Here is a 19,727-nt window from a genome sequence, read left to right as displayed (position 1 = left end):
GATCAAACTCTCCAATAAATTGTGAGTTGATTTTAGCTCATAAATGTCTTTTTTAAGTAAAAAGACTAAAACGTTGACGTTTTTTTGTTCGTTCAGTTTTCAAAGAACTATTTTATCGCTCATAGGCGACTTTATTAATATAACATTTTGAAGTTGTATAGTCAATAACTTTTTTTAAAAAAATAATTGATATGCTTTCTTAAAATTACTGACTTGAATTAGTATAACAAGCGTGTACTGATTTTTCAAGTACTATTTTAGAATAAGGTCTGTTATTTCTCCCTGGAAATTCTTTTAGTACGTGAAATAAAAAATAGACCGTTCTGGTCTATTTTAATACTTCCTCTATGTACAATTGCCGGTACTTTTCTAAATGGAGAATTTCCCCGGTTTGCTGGATTTTAACTAACGGTCTTGTTGGGAATTTTTCTTCAATAAATAAAATTTCAGCAATCTGTCCGTCTGATAGTTTTACAGTGCTGCCAATTGAAAATGTCATAAAGCCTGATCCGATTGCTTGCATTGCTGCAATATCGTATTTTCCAAACATGTCTTGAAGCATCATTTCTAGCACTTTAAAAGGAGATTGCTTTTTTCGGTAAAGTCGATTGCTAGTCATGGCATGAAATGTATCTGCTACAGCAATAATTTTGGCAAATGTATTAATTTTATTATTTTGTTCCCCAAATGGATAGCCACTTCCATCTAATCGTTCATGATGCTGAAAAATGCCAAGCTTAGTTGTTTCTCTTAAAAGAGAAATATTTTGCACCATTTTATAACTATAAGCTGGATGTTTTTTGATTTCCTCAAATTCTTGCAAGGTTAATGTAGAATTCTTAAAAAGAATGGAAGGCTTTATCTTTGCCATCCCTGAATCAGAAAGACATCCCCCAAGAGCTAGCTGCACAATGTCCCCTTTAGTATATTTTAGCTTCCTTCCAATGAAGGCGCTTAATAGCCCAACTGCTACTGAGTGCTGATGCATGTATTCATCATTAGTAGATAGGTGATGTAAGGAAAATAAATCGGATGGATGACTCTCTGATTTTTCAATTAATGGAAGCATAATATTTCTTATTTTTGAAATATCAATCTGCATGCCTGATTGCCAGTTTTTAAACTCTTTTTTATAATCCTGTACCCCTTTTAAAAACATATCTTCAAGAGATTCACTACTTCTATTGGCAGTGTCTTTAATTTCATCTCTTGGATCATAAACCGGTTCATCAGGAATAAATGATGCCCCATCCACCTTTAATTTTTCTACTGGAATTTCTTCGATCAGAAACATCTTTAAAATATTTATTAACTCATGAGTTAGTATTGTTTTTTTTGCTACAATGGGCCGATTTGTCAGACTAAAAATATCATCTGCTACAATACATCCTTCTTGCAACTCATTAATATGAACACGCACAATCTTCCACCCCAAATGTTGTGAGTCGTTTTTACCATTATACTCCATTGTATTAAAAAGGAGGAACACAAAATTTGTGTTCCTCCTTTAAACAGACTATTCCTGGTCATCTTCCACAACATCTTCTTCTGGAAGGGACTCTGCACTTTCTAATGGTTTCGTTAATTCTTCCTCAGGCTTATCCTCTTCTTTTTCAACCTTGGCAACTGTTGCAACATATTCATCTAGGCTTTCATCTAAACGAATCAGTCTTACACCTTGAGTGTTACGTCCCATCAAGGAGATATCACTCACTGCCATACGAATAAGGACACCGCCAGTTGTAATTAACATTAAGTCTTCTTCACCGGTAACAGCTCTCATCGAGACAAGAGGGCCATTTTTCTCTGTAATATTACATGTTTTTATCCCTTTACCGCCTCTTCCTTGAATACGGTATTCTTCAGAAGGCGTGCGTTTACCATAACCATTCTTCGTAACAATTAGAATTTGGGATTTCTCTTCTAATACTTCCATGCCTACTACTTCATCATCTTCACTTAAGCTAATTCCCTTAACACCAGTCGCAGTACGTCCCATTGAACGAACATCCCCTTCTGGGAAGCGAATAAGCAGCCCATTTTGAGTTCCAATAATAATTTCCTTAGTTCCATCTGTTAGACGAACTGAAATCAATTCATCATCTTCTCGAAGATTGATAGCAATTAGACCGTTGTTTCTAATATTTCCAAATGAAGTTAGAGGAGATCGCTTAGAAATTCCTTTTCTAGTTGTTAAGAATAAGAACCAGTCATCTACGAATTCCTCAATTGGAATAATCGCATTTACCCATTCATCCTTCTCAATACCGCTTAGGAGGTTCACAATTGGAATCCCTTTAGCTGTACGGCTAAATTCAGGAATTTCGTACCCCTTCGCTCGATAAACCTTCCCTTTATTCGTGAAGAATAGAATCGTATCATGGGTAGATGTTGTCATTAAATGCTCGACAAAATCATCCTCATTTGTCCCCATCCCCTGAATTCCACGGCCACCGCGTTTTTGTGCACGGTAAGTCGATACAGGGAGACGCTTAATATACCCCTTATGAGTCAGGGTAATGACGATATTCTCACGTGGAATTAAGTCTTCATCTTCAATTTGCTCAATGCCTCCGGAAACAATTTCTGTCCGACGCTCATCGTTAAATCTTTCTTTTATTTCAAGCAGCTCTTCACGGATAATTTCAAGAACCTTCTCTTCATCCGCTAAAATAGCTTTCAATTCAGCTATTAATTTTACTAAGCTTGCATATTCATCTTCAATTTTTTCTCGTTCTAAACCAGTTAAACGTTGAAGACGCATATCAAGGATAGCCTGTGCTTGTTTATCTGAAAGATTAAATTTAGTCATTAATCCTTCTCTTGCAATATCGGTAGTCTGAGAACTGCGGATTAATGCAATAACTTCATCCAAGTGGTCAAGTGCAATTCGTAAACCCTCTAAAATATGTGCACGGGCTTCCGCTTTTCTTAATTCGAACTCTGTTCTTCGGCGAATAACGACCTTTTGGTGATTTAAATAATACTCTAAGCACTGCTTCAAGTTTAATACTTTAGGCTCCCCATCTACTAATGCAAGTAAATTGATCCCAAAGCTTGTTTGCATGGCAGTTTGCTTATATAGATTATTTAATAAAACACTAGCGTTCGCATCTCTGCGGACTTCAATGACAATACGCATACCATTACGGTCAGATTCATCCCGAAGATCCGTAATACCATCAATCTTTTTATCTCGTACAAGCTCAGCAATTCTTTCAATCAGCTTTGCTTTGTTTACTTGATAAGGAATTTCGTTAACGATAATGACTTCTCTGCCATTTGACTTTTGTTCAATTTCAACTTTGGCTCTTAATGTAATAGAGCCTCTTCCCGTTTCATATGCCTTTCGAATCCCGCTTCTGCCTAGAATCATTCCAGCAGTCGGGAAATCTGGGCCAGGAATAATATCCATTAATTCAGCAATTGTAATATCAGGGTCCTTACTAATAGCTAATACCCCATCAATTACTTCACCAAGCTGATGAGGGGGAATATTTGTTGCCATTCCTACAGCTATTCCAGACGTACCATTTACTAATAAATTCGGGAACCTTGCAGGCAATACTACAGGCTCTTTCTCTTCACCGTCATAGTTATCCTGATAATCAATCGTATCTTTATTGATGTCTCTTAGAAGCTCCATCGAAATTTTGGACATACGAGCTTCCGTATAACGCATTGCCGCTGCGGAGTCTCCATCGACAGAACCAAAGTTCCCATGTCCGTCCACCAGCATATAACGATAGTTAAAGTCTTGCGCCATCCGCACCATTGTTTCATAGACAGCAGAGTCACCGTGCGGGTGGTATTTACCAATAACATCACCAACGATACGTGCTGATTTCTTATAAGGTTTATCTGAATGCATGCCAAGATCATGCATTGCGTATAAAATCCTGCGGTGAACCGGTTTTAAGCCATCGCGGACATCCGGTAAAGCACGTGAAACAATTACACTCATCGCATAGTCAAGAAAAGATGAACGCATCTCTTGGCTAATATTTATCTCTCTTACTTGGGGCTTCGGAGTTTCAGCCATGTAAAGAACCTCCTTTAAGTGAAAAGCTTTTTCCTAGGCTTTCATCGCGAAAAAAATCAGGATGAATAGTTTTTATTTAAACAGGTAGTCTAATTACCAAAGTAACCGTTTGGACTTCACGTATATAAAACCAGGATAGAATATTAGTTATCTATCCTGGCCCAAAAATTGGATTCTTGTTATAAGGACTGTCCCTGCTTTTGGCACGAGGGTCCTTTCGCTTAATTAAATATCTAGATTTTTAACATACAATGCATTTTCTTCGATGAACTGGCGGCGAGGTTCAACTTTGTCACCCATTAAGATTTCAAAAGTCTCGTCCGCTTCAATTGCATCTTCAAGATTTACTTGAAGAAGAGTTCTCGTTTCAGGATTCATCGTTGTTTCCCATAACTGATCTGGGTTCATTTCCCCTAACCCTTTATAACGCTGAACATTTGGCTTTGGATTGCTTGGCAATGATCCCATGATTTCTTCCAGCTGACGTTCATTGTATGCATATTCAATTCTTTTACCTTGTTGGACTTTATATAATGGCGGCTGTGCAATATAAATATATCCAGCCTCAATAATCTGTCTCATATAGCGATAGAAGAACGTTAATAATAAAGTTCGAATATGGGCGCCATCGACATCGGCATCCGTCATAATGACTATCTTGTGATATCTAGCTTTCGAAATATCAAAATCTTCACCAATACCCGTACCAGCAGCAGTGATCATCGCTCTAACTTCATTGTTTGAAAGAATACGATCCAGTCTTGCTTTTTCTACGTTGAGGATTTTCCCTCTCAATGGGAGGATCGCTTGGAAATGACGATCACGCCCCTGTTTTGCCGATCCGCCGGCAGAGTCACCCTCAACGATATATAGCTCTGAGATAGCGGCATCCTTAGACGAACAGTCTGCCAATTTTCCTGGCAAGCTCGAAACTTCCAATGCACTCTTTCTTCTTGTTAATTCACGGGCCTTTTTCGCTGCTAGTCTTGCACGGGCAGCCATAAGACCTTTATCAACGATTTTTCTAGCTACAGTAGGGTTCTCTAATAAGAACTTTTCTAATGCTTCAGAAAAAACAGTATCTGTGATTGCACGGGCTTCAGAGTTTCCGAGCTTTGTTTTTGTTTGCCCTTCAAATTGTGGATCAGGATGTTTGATGGAAATAATCGCAGTTAATCCTTCACGGACATCTTCCCCTGAAAGATTAGCATCACTTTCTTTAAAAATCCCGTTTTTTCTAGCATAATCATTGATAACCCTTGTTAAGGCTGTTTTAAAGCCCACTTCATGGGTACCGCCTTCATACGTATTAATATTATTGGCAAAAGAATAAATATTGCTTGTGTAGCCATCATTGTACTGAATAGACACTTCAACCGTAATGCCTTCCCGCTCGCCATCAATATAGATTGGCTCCTCATGTAAAACCTCTTTTGAACGGTTCAAATGCTCGACATACGATTTAATTCCGCCTTCATACATGTATTCAAGCTTTTTGCCTTCCTCACGTTTGTCCTCAATTGTAATCTTAAGACCTCGATTTAAGAAAGCTAATTCCCGAATCCGGTTTGCCAGTGTTTCAAAGTCATAAACAGTCGTTTCTGTGAAAATTTCAGGATCTGGCTGAAAGTGAATAGTTGTTCCAGTATGGTCTGTCTCACCAATGACTTTTAAATCCCCACATGTTACACCACGTTCAAATTTAATATAGTGAATATGACCATCACGGTGAACAAATACTTCTAATTCCGTGGAAAGGGCATTAACAACAGAAGCACCAACACCATGCAGACCTCCGGAAACTTTATAGCCTCCACCGCCAAACTTTCCTCCAGCATGGAGAACAGTCATAATAACCTCAACAGCCGGGCGTCCCATTTTCTCCTGAATATCTACAGGAATTCCGCGTCCATTATCAACGACCGTTATACTATTATCTTTCTCGATGCACACATTTATTTCTGAACAATATCCGGCTAATGCTTCATCAATACTGTTATCTACAATCTCCCACACAAGATGATGGAGACCTTTCGCACTTGTAGAACCAATATACATTCCTGGACGCTTACGAACTGCTTCAAGACCTTCTAAAACCTGTATCTGATTGGCATCATAAGACTGTTCCTGCACTGCCTTTTGCTCCATTGACACACCGATCACCTACACTTTCGTTTGCATTACTTTATCAATCATCTATAAAAAAGCCTGGCCTAATTGATTTTGCCAAACTATTATCTTTTTGTTTAAATAGCCGATTTTGTGGAACGTTTTTTCAATGTACCTGAAGCCAGTGGGGAAAAGTAAATTTCCTTCGTCGTAATTACCACTGATTTGTAAGACCCTTTGGAGAGGTTAATAACCGAGTGCTTTTGGCGCTCTAAAAACTCTTCTACCATTTTAGAAGAGTGAACACTTTGTCTATCTATAATAGCCACAATATCCTTAGACCGAACTAAAATATCTTCACCGACATGGATGTACAAATGCTCACCTCATTGAATCTTTTTCATACTTCCGGCTTCTACGCTGAAAGCAGCTGCCTCTTTTAGCGTCTGATGATCAATTCCATCAACACTTGTCGTTGTGACAAAGGTTTGCACTTTACCTTGAATTGTATTTAGCAAATGAGATTGCCGATAATCATCAAGCTCAGAAAGGACATCATCCAGTAGTAATAAAGGATATTCGCCAATCTCCGAATGAATAAGCTCAATTTCAGCCAGCTTAACTGATAAAGCGGTTGTCCGCTGCTGTCCTTGTGAACCAAATGTTTGCACATCGCGCCCATTTACATGAAAAATAAGATCGTCCCGATGAGGACCGAACATTGTCACGCCGCGTTCAATTTCTCTATTTTTTATTTTAAGGAATTTTTCTTCGTATACGTTTATCATTTTCGACAAATCTTGCTCTTCTGATACATCTGCTGATGGCTTGTACTCTATTTTCAGCGATTCAAGCCCTCTGGATATGCCTTCATGAATCGGCTTTGCCCAATTTTCCAGCAGATGAAGAAATTCAAAGCGCTTTGTAACAATCTTTACCGCAGTTTGAATAAATTGCTCTGTTAATATGTCCAGCATTGTATGATCTGTCTGCTTTTTTATTTGAAGCTGCTTTAAATAATGATTCCGCTGCTGCAGTATTTTTTGATACTGGCTAATATCATGAAGATAGATGGGAGAGACTTGCCCAATTTCCATATCGATAAAGCGCCGCCTGACCTGAGGGCTGCCTTTTACCAGATGAAGATCTTCTGGTGCAAACATAACAACATTCATATTTCCAACATATTGGCTTAATTTTTGCTGTTCAATATGATTGCATTTTGCTTTTTTTCCCTTTTTTGAAATTACTAATTGCATCGGTAATGGCCCTCTTATCTTTTGGACCCTACCTTCTATTTTAGCATACTCTTGGTCCCAGCGAATAAGATCTTTATCATTTGAGGTGCGATGTGATTTAGCCATGGCTAAAACATAGATTGATTCCATCACATTTGTTTTTCCTTGAGCATTCTCTCCTAAAATGACATTTACTTTATTTTCAAACTGGACTTCAAGCTCATCATAATTCCGATAATTTTTTAATTGCAATTGCTCAATATACATGGACCTACATCCTTTTAGTATGGCTCTTAGCCGCAGTGGGCCTATAAATTAAGTGATCACAAATGAACCAAGTCCCGGGATTTTAATTTCATCTCCCACTCGGAGCTTTCTTCCTCTTCTCTGATCCTGTTCTCCATTGATAAATACTTCATACTCATCTAAAAACCATTTGGCCATACCGCCAGACTGAACACAATCAGCCAATTTAAGAAATTGGCCTAATGTAATATATTCTGTATCTATTTTTATTTCTGTCATGTTTTCACTTCCTCGATTGTTTGATTTTTCACATTTTAAAAAAGGAAAACCATTCATTTCACTTATTTTCCCCATAAAATCAAAACAATTTCTAGAATGTACTCTAAAGTTCTATTTTACTAAATATTTAGCTTTTACACAAAGAAAACTAATTTTGAAAAGCAAAAGCTACCAGCTATCGCTGGCAGCCCTTCACTTTATTTAGTACGTTCTTACAGGCAAAATCAACTGCAGAATGGAATCATCATTAATCGGACGAATGACAAATGGTCTCATCGCACCTGTAAAACTAATCTTTATTTCTGAACCTTCTAGTGTCTTTAATGCATCCATCATAAATTTGGCGCTGAAGGAAATTTTTAAATCCTCACCTTCAATTGATTGGCTTTGCACTTCTTCAACAACATGTCCAACCTCTGGTGTATTGGAAGAAATTTCAATTACCCCATCTTCTATCGTCGTAAACTTTACAACATTATTTCGACCCTCTCTTGCTAATAGAGAAGCACGATCAATCGCATGTAAAAATTCCTTCGTACCCACAACAATATCTGTTTTGCTTTCCGTTGGAATAAGTCTTGATGTATCAGGATAATTTCCTTCAAGTAATCTTGAGAAAAATAATAAATGCTTCGCCTTAAATAAAACTTGATTCTCCGTAATAACGATTTCAACAGGATCATTATGATCATCGAGAATTTTGCTTAATTCGCTCAAGCTTTTTCCAGGAATAACAACATTGTAATTTTCAGCCGTTTCAGTTTCGATTAGTGCTTTTCTTAAAGCAAGTCGATGGCTATCTGTTGCAATACAGGTTAATTCCCCATTTTCCACCCGCCAGTTTACACCTGTCAAGATCGGGCGTGTTTCTGAGGTGGACACTGAAAATACTGTTTGGCGAATCATCGCTTTTAGAAGGTCTGTTGGGACTTTAAATACATTTTCTTCAGAGATCTGCGGTAATAGCGGATACTCCTCAGCATCTAGCCCATTTAATTTAAATTCAGACTTTCCAGAACGGATAACAGTTTGTAATTGATTTTCAACGTGAATTTCTACTGTGTCTGTAGGAAGTTTTTTAACGATTTCGCTAAAAAACTTAGCCTGAAGCACAATAGAGCCTGTTTGCTTAATTTCCGCAATTTCATCACCAGATTCTTCTTTAGGAATAAATGATTCAATCGAAATATCAGAATCACTTCCCGTTAAAGTAACACCTTCAGTTGTGGCAACAATTTTAATCCCTGTCAAAATCGGAATAGTTGTTCTGCTCGTTACTGCCTTCATGACATCTTGTACACTTTGAACTAATCGATCCCGTTGGATTATAAATCTCATTTCTTAATCCTCCGTATAAGCATTTTTTATTTTGTTAGTTATATTATTTTTTATAAAAAAAATACTAGAAGTACTAGTAGGGCCTGTTAACATGTGGATAACTCAATTTTTTAATGGAAACACAGCCTATCCACATGTGGACAGACTGTGTGTAAGCTAATCAATGTTATGCACATTATATTTTTAGTATTTCATGAATTTCTTTAATTTGCTTTTGGAATTGAGTATCCGTTTGAATAAGTTTAGAGATCTTTTCATGTGCATGAATAACAGTAGTATGATCTCTTCCTCCGAATTCCTCTCCAATCTTCGGCAATGAGAAGTCGGTTAATTCTCTAGACAAATACATGGCAATTTGTCGCGGAAAAGCAACTGATTTTGTTCTTTTCTTTGCTTTAAAATCTTCTAATTTCACATTGTAGTGTTCTCCAACAACTCGCTGGATATCAAGGATTGTAATGACCTTTGGTTTCGAGCTTGGAATAATATCTTTAAGTGCCTCAGCTGCCAAATCAGCATTAATGTCCTTGTTAATTAAAGAGGAATAGGCAACAACGCGAATAAGAGCCCCCTCTAATTCACGAATATTAGAATCAATTTGATTAGCAATGTATAACATTACTTCATTTGGAATATCCAGGCCTTCCGCTTTTGCTTTCTTACGAAGAATGGCAATCCTTGTCTCTAGATCAGGCGGTGTAATATCTGTAATAAGTCCCCATTCAAATCTAGAACGAAGCCTGTCTTCAAGTGTTGGGATTTCCTTCGGTGGACGATCACTGGATATAACAATTTGCTTGCTTTCCTCATGTAGAGTATTAAAGGTATGGAAAAATTCCTCTTGTGTTGATTCTTTTCCGGCTAGAAATTGAATATCATCAATTAACAGCACATCTACCTTGCGATATTTATTGCGGAAATCAACGGCTTTATTATCCCGAATCGAGTTAATGAACTCGTTAGTAAACTTTTCGGATGATAAGTAAACGACCTTTGCAGACGGGTTATGATCTAATACATAATGGCCAATTGCGTGCATAAGGTGAGTTTTCCCGAGTCCAACTCCCCCATAAATAAATAAGGGATTATATGCTTTTGCCGGAGCTTCAGCCACAGCTAATGATGCAGCATGTGCGAATCTGTTTCCTGAACCAATAACAAATGTATCAAAAGTGTATTTAGGATTAAGCATGTTTAATGGCAGCTCAGGATGATCATCTTCTCTTTCCGCTTTTTTAGGCGAATTGGGAAAATTAAGCCCTTCATCGTTTTGATTCTGAGGAATAATAAATTTTATCCCTAATTCTTCTCCAGTAATGTCATAGAGAATTCCAGAGATCAATTGGGAATAACGTTCCTCTAGCCAATCACGTGCAAACTCATTAGGCGCAGTAATCGTTAAAGTGTCACCTTGGAGAGAGTGAGCTTTTGTCGACTTCAGCCAGGTTTCATAGCTAGGTTTGCTTATTTTCTTTTCTATGTTGGCTAGAGCATTATTCCAAAGATCCGCAATGTTCTCCAATTGATAGCCCTCCTTTACCGGTTACTTTTAAAGAAAATTTAATAAGATTAGATAAAACGTACTAGGCCAACAATCACTTTTTTAAGTATAAAAGAATGATAGGCGCCAAAAAAATATAGGTTATACAACCAGTACAACCTACGTATTAATAAATATACAATGTCTCGTATGTGGAAAAACATATAATAAGGAAAGAAAGAAGGATTTCGACAATATCCACTAGCTGTGGACAAGGTTTTACAACCTATGAGAATAACTCATCCACATGTTATCCACAATCTGTGGATAATGCAGTTGTACACAATGATTAATTAAGTGTGAAAACACAAATATGATAACAGATATTCCTAAGAGGTGCAATGGTTTTTAAGATTTTATCCACAAGCTTAAGTAGATGTGGATTTAAATTGTCCACAAGGGGTGTTTGTGTGAAAAAGCTGTCAATATGTGTTGTGGATAATAAAAAATATGTCGAAAAAATATCCACAGCTAAAAAAAGATAGAGAGAGTGGCATAATTCTCGATGTAATAGAGGATTTGCTTTTTTTTTTGAAATGAATCTTCGTTATAATACGGAATGGGAATTTTGTGTATTTAAGCAAAAATTTTTTAGTGACAATGATCTCGAAAGAGGTTAAACTTTCTAAGTGGGTTTTTTAAACGCGAGTTGACAATTAACTATTTACATCTTTATAATTATAAAGACTGTCTTTAACAGCTATTCCTCAGGGAGGTGTCATATAATGAAAAGAACTTACCAACCAAGCAAACGTAAAAGAAGCAAGGTTCATGGATTCCGCAGTCGCATGAGTACTCCAAACGGACGCAACGTCCTAGCTCGTCGTCGTCGTAAAGGAAGAAAAGTATTATCTGCTTAGGCCACTGAAACGTCAGTGGTCTTTTTTTCCATAATCTAATAGATTTTCTAGAAAACATAGTCTTCCGCTTATCTATTGTCCAGTTTCAAAGCTGTTCTAGATACTGGATCATTTCTTGAGAGGATATAGGACGATGAAAAAAGAATTTAGAGTGAAGAAGAATAAAGAATTCCAAGATGCTTTTAAAAAAGGCACATCATTTGCAAATCGCCAATTTGTGGTGTATTCATTAAGCAAGCCTGGGCAGGATCATTTTCGCATTGGTCTGTCAGTCAGTAAGAAAATTGGCAACGCTGTCACAAGAAATCAAATTAAACGATATGTTCGTCAGGCTTTTCATGAGATTGAGCATGAGTTAAAACATGAATTTGATTATATTATTATTGCAAGGAAACCTGTAGCAGATATGGGATTTCTTGAAATTAAAAACAGTTTAATTCATGTTTTAAAACTATCCAAAGTATTAATTAGACAGAAACCAAAGACAAATGATAAACAGCCTAATGTATAAGATTTTTCATTAAAGACATGCATTAGTAAAAATGGTAAAATATATTTAATTTGGTTTTCCATAATCTTCTGAATTAGTTTAGCTATTTAGAAGGAGACAAGCTTGGAAATACATATTAATTTTCGTAGCAGTTAGGAGGAAAAGACGTTTGAAGAAAAGAATATTACTTGTAGTCGGTTTAATCTTCTTAATGGCGCTCTTATCAGGCTGTACTGATATTAATAAACCGATTACATCTGAAAGTGTAGGCTTTTGGAACGAGTATATCGTTTATCCGCTTTCACTTTTTATCATAAAAGTTGCTGAGTTTTTTGGAGGCAATTTTGGTTTATCTATTATTATTGTAACCATTATCGTGCGTTTGTTCATGCTGCCTCTAATGATTAAGCAAACAAAAAGCTCAAAAGCTATGCAGGCATTACAGCCTGAAATGCAAAAATTAAGAGAGAAATACAGCTCAAAAGATCAAAAAACCCAGCAAAAGCTGCAGCAGGAAACAATGGCATTATTTCAACAGCATGGGGTAAACCCATTAGCTGGATGTTTTCCGTTAGTGATTCAAATGCCAGTCCTGATTGGATTCTATCATGCAATTTCACGTACTCAGGAAATAAAGGCTCATTCCTTTTTATGGTTTGAACTAGGTGCGCCAGATCCAATCTACTTATTGCCTCTGGTTGCGGGTGTAACTACTTTTATTCAGCAAAAAATGATGATGGCAGGTAATGCTAATCAAAATCCGCAAATGGCGATGATGCTATGGCTTATGCCAATTATGATTGTTGTTTTTGCTATTAATTTCCCAGCTGCTCTTTCATTGTACTGGGTAGTAGGTAATATCTTCATGATTGTTCAGACGTATTTTATTAAAGGTCCGGAGCTGAAGCAAGCAGCAGCCGGTAAAGCAGGAGGAGCTAAAAAGTGAAACAGGTCACTGCTACAGGACAGACCGTCGAGGAAGCAGTAAAGTCGGCTCTAGCTCAGTTGCAGACAACAAAAGAACGTACAGAAATTACAATCGTCGATGAAGGTAAAAAGGGTTTATTTGGAATTTTTGGTTCACGGCCAGCGATTGTAAAAGCTGTTATGAAGATGGATCCAATTGAAGAAGGGAAGAAGTTCCTTATAGAGGTAAGCGAAAAAATGGGCGCAGCTATTGAAATTGATACAATTGGAAGCGGCCGGAACATTGAGTTTATCTTAACAGGAGAAAAGATTGCTCTTCTTATTGGAAAAAGGGGCCAGACTTTAAATTCTTTGCAATTTTTAACACAGTTAGTTATCAATCGATATTCAGAACAATATATTAATGTATTGTTGGATGCCGAGGATTACCGGAAAAGACGCAATGAAACTCTTATCCAATTAGCCGAGCGGCTTGCGCAAAAGGCCATAAGAACAGGTCAAGCTGTTAAATTAGAGCCGATGCCTTCTTATGAAAGAAAGGTTATTCATACCGCTCTAGCAGATAATAAACGAATTAAAACATTTTCAAGCGGAAACGATCCGTATCGTCATCTTGTGATTACACCAGTTAAATAAGATGAGAACCCAATCATTATGATTGGGTTCTTTTTTTGTTCATTTTAGAATTTGTTTCGTGATGGCTGTTATTGTTATTCACATGTGGATAAGCTAAAATATAGTATACTCAATTAGTTGGCTGTGGATAAAAAGATGAAAAATTAAATAAATGATTCTGTGGACAAGTTGAAATGAAGAATGAGAAAGGCAAACTTGTTTTCTAATAAAAAGGCATATGATATTCTATTATTTTGTAGAAATTACATGAAATCATTTTTATAGATAATGGATGTTAGGATGAAAAGAGGTGGAGTTTAATGGAGTTTGATACGATTGCTGCAATTTCGACGCCGATGGGTGAAGGGGCAATTGCCATTGTTCGTTTGAGTGGAGATGAAGCCATTGCGATTGCTGATAATATGTTTAGAGGTGTAGGCGGAAAAAGACTAAAAGAAGTAGCATCTCATACGATTCATTATGGGCATATGCTCGATCCAAAAACGCAGGAAATTGCGGAAGAAGTCATGGTTTCGGTTATGAAGGCTCCGAGAACGTTTACGAAAGAGGATGTCGTTGAAATCAATTGCCACGGAGGAATTGCATCTGTCAATCGGGTGCTGCAGCTCGTATTAAGTTACGGAGCAAGACTTGCAGAGCCAGGTGAATTTACGAAGCGAGCGTTTTTAAATGGACGGATTGATTTATCTCAGGCGGAGGCCGTTATGGATCTTATCCGTGCTAAAACAGATCGAGCTATGAATGTAGCCCTCGGTCAAATGGAAGGCAGACTTTCGAAGCTTATTCGGAAGCTTCGTCAAGAAATATTGGAAACACTTGCACATGTCGAAGTGAATATAGATTATCCTGAATATGATGATGTAGAAGAAATGACGCATGGGCTTCTATTAGAAAAGGGCTCCTTCGTGAAGGAGGAAATAGAAAAACTGCTTCGGACCTCTCAACAGGGAAAAATTTTACGTGAAGGCTTATCAACTGTTATTGTTGGACGTCCTAATGTAGGGAAATCATCGTTATTGAATAGTCTTGTTCAGGAAAATAAAGCAATTGTTACTGATATTCCGGGGACAACTCGAGATGTGATTGAAGAGTACGTGAACGTGCGGGGTGTGCCGCTGCGTTTATTGGATACAGCAGGGATAAGAGAAACAGAGGATATAGTCGAACGAATCGGCGTAGAAAGGTCCCGCCAGGTTTTAAAAGAAGCGGACCTTATTTTGCTTGTTCTAAATTATTCGGATGACTTAACAGAAGAAGATGAAAATTTATTTAAAGCTGTTGAAGGCATGGATGTTATTGTCATTGTAAATAAAACAGATTTGCCTCAAAAGATTGATATGGAGCGTGTTCGGAGCCTAACTCAGAACCATAAGCTCGTAACAACATCCTTATTAGAGGATAGGGGAGTAGATGAACTCGAAGAAGCTATTGCCTCTCTATTTTTTGAAGGCTCGATAGAAGCAAGAGATATGACCTATGTTTCAAATTCACGTCATATCGCATTGTTAAATCAGGCATTACATGCAATGGAAGATGCGTTAATGGCTGTTGAAATGGGTACGCCTATTGATATCGTGCAAATTGACTTTACTAGAACATGGGAGCTCCTAGGTGAAATCATTGGTGACAGTGTACATGAAAGCTTAATCGATCAGTTATTCGCGCAATTCTGTTTGGGGAAATAAGAAAAGCGGAGAGTACCTGTTTATCGGCGACAAGCTTAAGACAGTCCGTCGTGGAGGTTGTACTTTACCTTCATGATGGAATGGCTTAAGACCTCGAGCCGATGGCACTCGAAGCTAGACAATAAGAAAAGCGGAAGCGCCTTGGTCAGCCCCGACAAGCATAAGGCGAGCCTCTTGGAAAGGTGTACTTTACCTATCTAAGAGGATTGACTTATGACCTCGAGGGGCTAGGCGCTGGAGCTAGACAATAAGAAAAGCGGAATTGCCTTGAATACTAGAGATAGACAAAAAGAAAGCACAAGCTTATGAAATATAAAAAGGAGGCAGCATCATGCCATATGAAGCTGGAACATATGATGTCATTGTGGTCGGGGCTGGTCATGCAGGCTGTGAGGCTGGCCTTGCGTCTGCCCGCATTGGCGCAAAGACATTAGTCGTAACGATCAATTTAGATATGGTTGCCTTTATGCCATGTAATCCGTCAATCGGAGGTCCGGCAAAGGGAACGGTTGTGAGAGAAATTGACGCATTGGGTGGAGAAATGGCAAAGAACCTGGATAAAACCTATATCCAAATGCGGATGCTGAATACAGGGAAGGGGCCAGCTGTTCGTGCCTTAAGAGCCCAGGCTGATAAATTTGCGTATCAGCATGAAATGAAAAAGACACTTGAAAATGAACCAAACCTTACCCTTATTCAAGGAATGGTTGAGAGGCTTATTGTTGAAGATGGCGTATGCAAAGGGGTTATTACGAAAACCGGTGCAGTCTATCACTCAAAAGCCGTTATTATTACAACAGGTACATTTTTAAGAGGGGAAATTATTTTAGGAGAACTGAAATATTCTAGCGGGCCGAATAATCAGCAGCCGTCTATTAAGCTTTCAGAGCATTTAGAGGAAATTGGCTTTGAACTCGAGCGCTTTAAAACAGGAACGCCTCCTCGTGTAAACAGCAATACGATTGATTACAGCAAAACGGAAATACAGCCTGGCGATGATGAACCGCTGGCATTTTCGTATGAAACAACAAAATTTATTACCGATCAGCTGCCATGCTGGCTAACATATACTAGTGAAAAAACACATCAAATTATCGAGGCTAATCTCCATCGTTCCCCTATGTATTCAGGAATGATAAAAGGGAAGGGGCCGCGTTACTGTCCTTCAATTGAAGATAAGATTGTTCGTTTTAATGATAAGCCGCGTCACCAAATTTTCTTAGAGCCGGAAGGAAGAAATACGCAAGAGGTGTATGTTCAAGGACTATCAACTAGCTTGCCTGAGGAAGTGCAGCATGATCTAATTCGCAGTGTACCAGGCCTTGAAAACGCTCAAATGATGCGTGCAGGATATGCGATTGAATATGATTCTGTAAGACCGACACAGCTATGGCCAACATTAGAGACAAAAAAGGTGAAGAACTTATATACTGCGGGCCAAATAAACGGTACGTCCGGATACGAAGAAGCAGGCGCACAAGGGCTGATTGCCGGAATTAACGCTGCTATGAATGTATTTGGCAAGGACGAGTTGATCCTTAACCGTTCGGATGCGTATATCGGGGTAATGATTGATGACCTGATTACAAAGGGAACCCAAGAGCCATACCGTTTGTTAACATCTCGTGCTGAATACCGTTTACTGCTTCGTCATGATAATGCAGATTTAAGATTAACAGAGCTTGGCTACAAGGTTGGGCTAATTAGTGAAGAACGTTATCAAAAATTCATCGCAAAAAAAGAAGCGATTGAACAAGAAATTGAACGCCTAAAAGGAATTATCCTCAAGCCTTCAAAGGACGTTCAGGAATTAATTAAAAGTATTGGCGGAACCGAATTAAAGGACGGAATTCGCGCATCTGATTTACTAAAAAGACCGGAAATGTCATATGAACATATTTGGCAGCTTGCTCCCGGAGAAGTGAAGCTGGATCACGAAGTCGAAGAGCAAGTGGAGATCCAAATCAAATATGAGGGTTATATTGATAAGTCCCTTCAGCAGGTGGAACGTCTTAAAAAAATGGAAGATAAGAAGATTCCAGAAAATATCGATTATGACGCGATTACCGGTCTTGCAAAAGAGGCAAGACATAACCTGAAAGAGGTTATGCCATTATCTATTGCACAAGCTTCTAGAATTTCGGGTGTAAACCCAGCTGATATTTCAATCCTGCTTGTTTATATTGAACAAGGAAGGATTGCAAAGGTTACAAATGACTAAGCACTTAAAAATTCATAGCTTGAGAAAGGAATAGCGAATGAATATAGAACAATTTAAAGATGCGCTTTTGGCGAAGGGAATATCCCTTTCGCCAAAGCAATTAGATCAATATGAGACATATTATTCTTTATTAGTGGAATGGAATGAGAAAATGAACCTTACGGCGATAACGGACAAGCCTGAGGTCTATTTAAAGCATTTTTATGATTCAATTACCGCTGCATTTTATTTTGATTTTAACAGGCCATTACATATTTGCGATGTAGGGGCAGGAGCGGGTTTTCCAAGTCTTCCAATTAAAATTGCTTTTCCGGAAATAAAGGTAACGATCGTTGACTCTCTTAATAAGCGAATTGGCTTTTTAGAGCATTTATCGAAGGAGCTTGGTTTAGAGAATGTCCAATTAATTCATGACCGTGCAGAAACATTTGGCCAGAAGAAAGAGCATCGTGAAGCATATGATGTCGTGACGGCTCGAGCGGTGGCGAGATTATCTGTACTCAGTGAGCTTTGTATGCCGCTTGTTAAGGTTGGCGGTACCTTTATTGCTATGAAGGGCGCTAGTGCTGGAGAAGAATTAGATGTTGGGAAGAAAGCCATTACCATTTTGGGCGGAAAACTGCAGCAGTCATTTTCTTTTACACTCCCTCAAGAAGATAGTGAACGGAATATATTAATCATAGAAAAAGAAAAGGCTACACCTAAAAAGTACCCAAGAAAACCTGGTACTCCGAACAAGACTCCTATCGAATAGGATTACACTTTTTAAAAAATTATGGCATAATTATTATAATTGTTTCTCATAAAGACAAAGCCTTATATGTGTATGCTGTAGAAAAATAAATGTAATAATAGATAACTTTCATTGAAAAACTTAATTATTGCTGATATTCGGCAGGACTTGTCAATTTTATAGAGAATATGTAATAGGGAGTTTCGTAAAGGTGGTGCAGGGTGATGAAGCATTCTTTTTCACGCTTTTTTGGCCTAGGCGAAAAGGGAGACCAAGTTGAATTAGAAAAACAGGAAGAAATTGATATTGAGAAAATGGGGGAGCATGAGGAAATTAAGAAAATCCCCATTGATCATATTGTTCCTAACCGTTTTCAGCCGAGAACGGTATTTGATGAAGATAGAATTGAAGAGCTGTCTCGTACGATTCATACGCATGGGATTATTCAGCCTATTGTCGTTCGTGAATTTGAAAATGGTCAGTTTGAAATTATCGCAGGTGAACGCAGATGGCGGGCAATGAAAAAGCTTGGCTGGGAGGAAGTTCCTGCTATTATCAAAAATTTAAATGATACTGAAACAGCCTCAGTTGCATTAATTGAAAATCTGCAAAGAGAAGAATTATCTCCAATTGAAGAAGCAATAGCATACGGGAAGCTATTAGAGTTACATAATTTAACCCAGGAAGCGTTAGCTCAACGTCTAGGGAAAGGGCAATCAACCGTCGCGAACAAGCTTCGGCTATTAAAGCTGCCGCAAGAAGTTCAGGATGCTTTATTATGCAAGGCGATTACAGAGCGCCATGCAAGGTCACTCATTCCGCTGAAAGACCCTGAAAAGCAAGTAAAGCTGCTAACAGAAATTATTGAAAAAAATCTTAATGTAAAGCAAACTGAAGACCGAGTTGTTCGTCTTTTAGAGCAAAATAATGCAAGGCCAAAGCCGAAAAGGAAAGCCTTCAGCAAGGATATGCGAATTGCTGTTAATACGATCCGTCAATCCTTATCAATGGTTTCCGATAGTGGCATTAATTTAGATTCGCAAGAAGAAGAGTTTGATGATTTCTATCAAATTACGATTAAAATTCCAAAGAAGAAATAACTTCATATAAATAGAGGTCAATGAGAAATTAAACAGTCGAGTCATGTTTGATTTCTCTTTTTTTTTGCCAAAATTCAACTTTTAGGAGTTCCCCCTAATCATTTTGTCCTCCCCTTAATCGCAAATTAACAGACGGTTTTACTTTACCTTACTCGAATAATTGAAGGTTAACATTTTAGTAATTAAATTTATTCTCTTGACTATTTCATGGTAAAATAGAATACATGATTGCTTTAATAATAGTTTGTCAGTATTTTAACAATTAAATTGCCTGATAGTTTAA

At 37.9% G+C, this 19,727-nt stretch carries 16 protein-coding genes; 8 read left to right on the top strand and 8 right to left on the bottom strand.

All coding sequences use genetic code 11. From position 1 onward, the window contains the following. Positions 1–328: 328 nt before the first annotated feature. From H0173_RS17495 to dnaA, 8 genes are all read right to left on the bottom strand, one after another. Positions 329–1,420, bottom strand: coding sequence for an HD-GYP domain-containing protein (locus H0173_RS17495; protein ID WP_313770664.1), 1,092 nt, complete (start codon positions 1,418–1,420; stop codon positions 329–331). Between the two features lie 96 nt (positions 1,421–1,516). Then, on the bottom strand, positions 1,517–4,042 hold the full coding sequence (gene gyrA, locus H0173_RS17490) for a DNA gyrase subunit A (protein ID WP_221847795.1): 2,526 nt from the start codon (positions 4,040–4,042) through the stop codon (positions 1,517–1,519). A 225-nt stretch (positions 4,043–4,267) separates the two neighbouring features. Next, complete coding sequence (gyrB, locus tag H0173_RS17485) at positions 4,268–6,190, bottom strand: DNA topoisomerase (ATP-hydrolyzing) subunit B (protein WP_221847794.1); 1,923 nt, start codon at positions 6,188–6,190, stop codon at positions 4,268–4,270. A 98-nt stretch (positions 6,191–6,288) separates the two neighbouring features. Beyond that, entirely contained in the window at positions 6,289–6,528 is a 240-nt protein-coding gene (remB, locus tag H0173_RS17480) for an extracellular matrix regulator RemB (protein WP_221847793.1), read from the bottom strand. A 9-nt stretch (positions 6,529–6,537) separates the two neighbouring features. Continuing rightward, positions 6,538–7,656 (bottom strand): DNA replication/repair protein RecF, encoded by a 1,119-nt coding sequence (gene recF / locus H0173_RS17475; protein WP_221847792.1) that lies wholly within the window; start codon positions 7,654–7,656, stop codon positions 6,538–6,540. Between the two features lie 48 nt (positions 7,657–7,704). Further along, the gene (gene yaaA / locus H0173_RS17470; protein ID WP_221847791.1) at positions 7,705–7,914 is read right to left on the bottom strand and encodes a S4 domain-containing protein YaaA; all 210 of its coding nucleotides are present in this window, start codon (positions 7,912–7,914) and stop codon (positions 7,705–7,707) included. A gap of 201 nt (positions 7,915–8,115) precedes the next feature. Beyond that, positions 8,116–9,252, bottom strand: a complete 1,137-nt coding sequence (gene dnaN, locus H0173_RS17465) for a DNA polymerase III subunit beta (RefSeq protein WP_221847790.1) — start codon at positions 9,250–9,252, stop codon at positions 8,116–8,118. Positions 9,253–9,427: 175 nt separating this feature from the next. Continuing rightward, complete coding sequence (gene dnaA / locus H0173_RS17460; protein ID WP_221847789.1) at positions 9,428–10,774, bottom strand: chromosomal replication initiator protein DnaA; 1,347 nt, start codon at positions 10,772–10,774, stop codon at positions 9,428–9,430. A gap of 743 nt (positions 10,775–11,517) precedes the next feature. Between dnaA and rpmH the strand changes: the two genes are divergently transcribed. The 8 genes from rpmH (at position 11,518) to noc (ending at position 19,444) form a co-directional block, all read left to right on the top strand. Next, positions 11,518–11,652 (top strand): 50S ribosomal protein L34, encoded by a 135-nt coding sequence (gene rpmH / locus H0173_RS17455; protein ID WP_053478303.1) that lies wholly within the window; start codon positions 11,518–11,520, stop codon positions 11,650–11,652. A 133-nt stretch (positions 11,653–11,785) separates the two neighbouring features. Beyond that, positions 11,786–12,163, top strand: a complete 378-nt coding sequence (gene rnpA / locus H0173_RS17450) for a ribonuclease P protein component (protein WP_221847788.1) — start codon at positions 11,786–11,788, stop codon at positions 12,161–12,163. Between the two features lie 148 nt (positions 12,164–12,311). Continuing rightward, positions 12,312–13,088, top strand: a complete 777-nt coding sequence (gene spoIIIJ / locus H0173_RS17445) for a YidC family membrane integrase SpoIIIJ (RefSeq protein ID WP_221847787.1) — start codon at positions 12,312–12,314, stop codon at positions 13,086–13,088. Next, positions 13,085–13,705 (top strand): RNA-binding cell elongation regulator Jag/EloR, encoded by a 621-nt coding sequence (jag, locus tag H0173_RS17440; protein WP_221847786.1) that lies wholly within the window; start codon positions 13,085–13,087, stop codon positions 13,703–13,705. The genes spoIIIJ and jag overlap by 4 nt, the downstream gene beginning before the upstream one ends. 299 nt (positions 13,706–14,004) lie before the next feature. Next, positions 14,005–15,390 carry a tRNA uridine-5-carboxymethylaminomethyl(34) synthesis GTPase MnmE gene (gene mnmE / locus H0173_RS17435; RefSeq protein ID WP_221847785.1) on the top strand — a complete coding sequence of 462 codons (1,386 nt, stop codon included), beginning with the start codon at positions 14,005–14,007 and terminating at the stop codon, positions 15,388–15,390. A 331-nt stretch (positions 15,391–15,721) separates the two neighbouring features. After that, complete coding sequence (gene mnmG, locus H0173_RS17430; RefSeq protein WP_221847784.1) at positions 15,722–17,611, top strand: tRNA uridine-5-carboxymethylaminomethyl(34) synthesis enzyme MnmG; 1,890 nt, start codon at positions 15,722–15,724, stop codon at positions 17,609–17,611. A gap of 37 nt (positions 17,612–17,648) precedes the next feature. Continuing rightward, on the top strand, positions 17,649–18,365 hold the full coding sequence (gene rsmG / locus H0173_RS17425; RefSeq protein ID WP_221847783.1) for a 16S rRNA (guanine(527)-N(7))-methyltransferase RsmG: 717 nt from the start codon (positions 17,649–17,651) through the stop codon (positions 18,363–18,365). Positions 18,366–18,568: 203 nt separating this feature from the next. Continuing rightward, positions 18,569–19,444: a nucleoid occlusion protein gene (gene noc / locus H0173_RS17420; RefSeq protein ID WP_221847782.1), complete on the top strand. Its 876-nt coding sequence runs from the start codon at positions 18,569–18,571 to the stop codon at positions 19,442–19,444. The last annotated feature ends 283 nt before the right edge of the window (positions 19,445–19,727 follow it).

This window comes from Bacillus sp. S/N-304-OC-R1 (genome assembly GCF_019749375.1).
Taxonomy (GTDB): Bacteria; Bacillota; Bacilli; order Bacillales; family Cytobacillaceae; genus Cytobacillus.
This window is presented reverse-complemented; position numbering and strand designations above follow the sequence as displayed.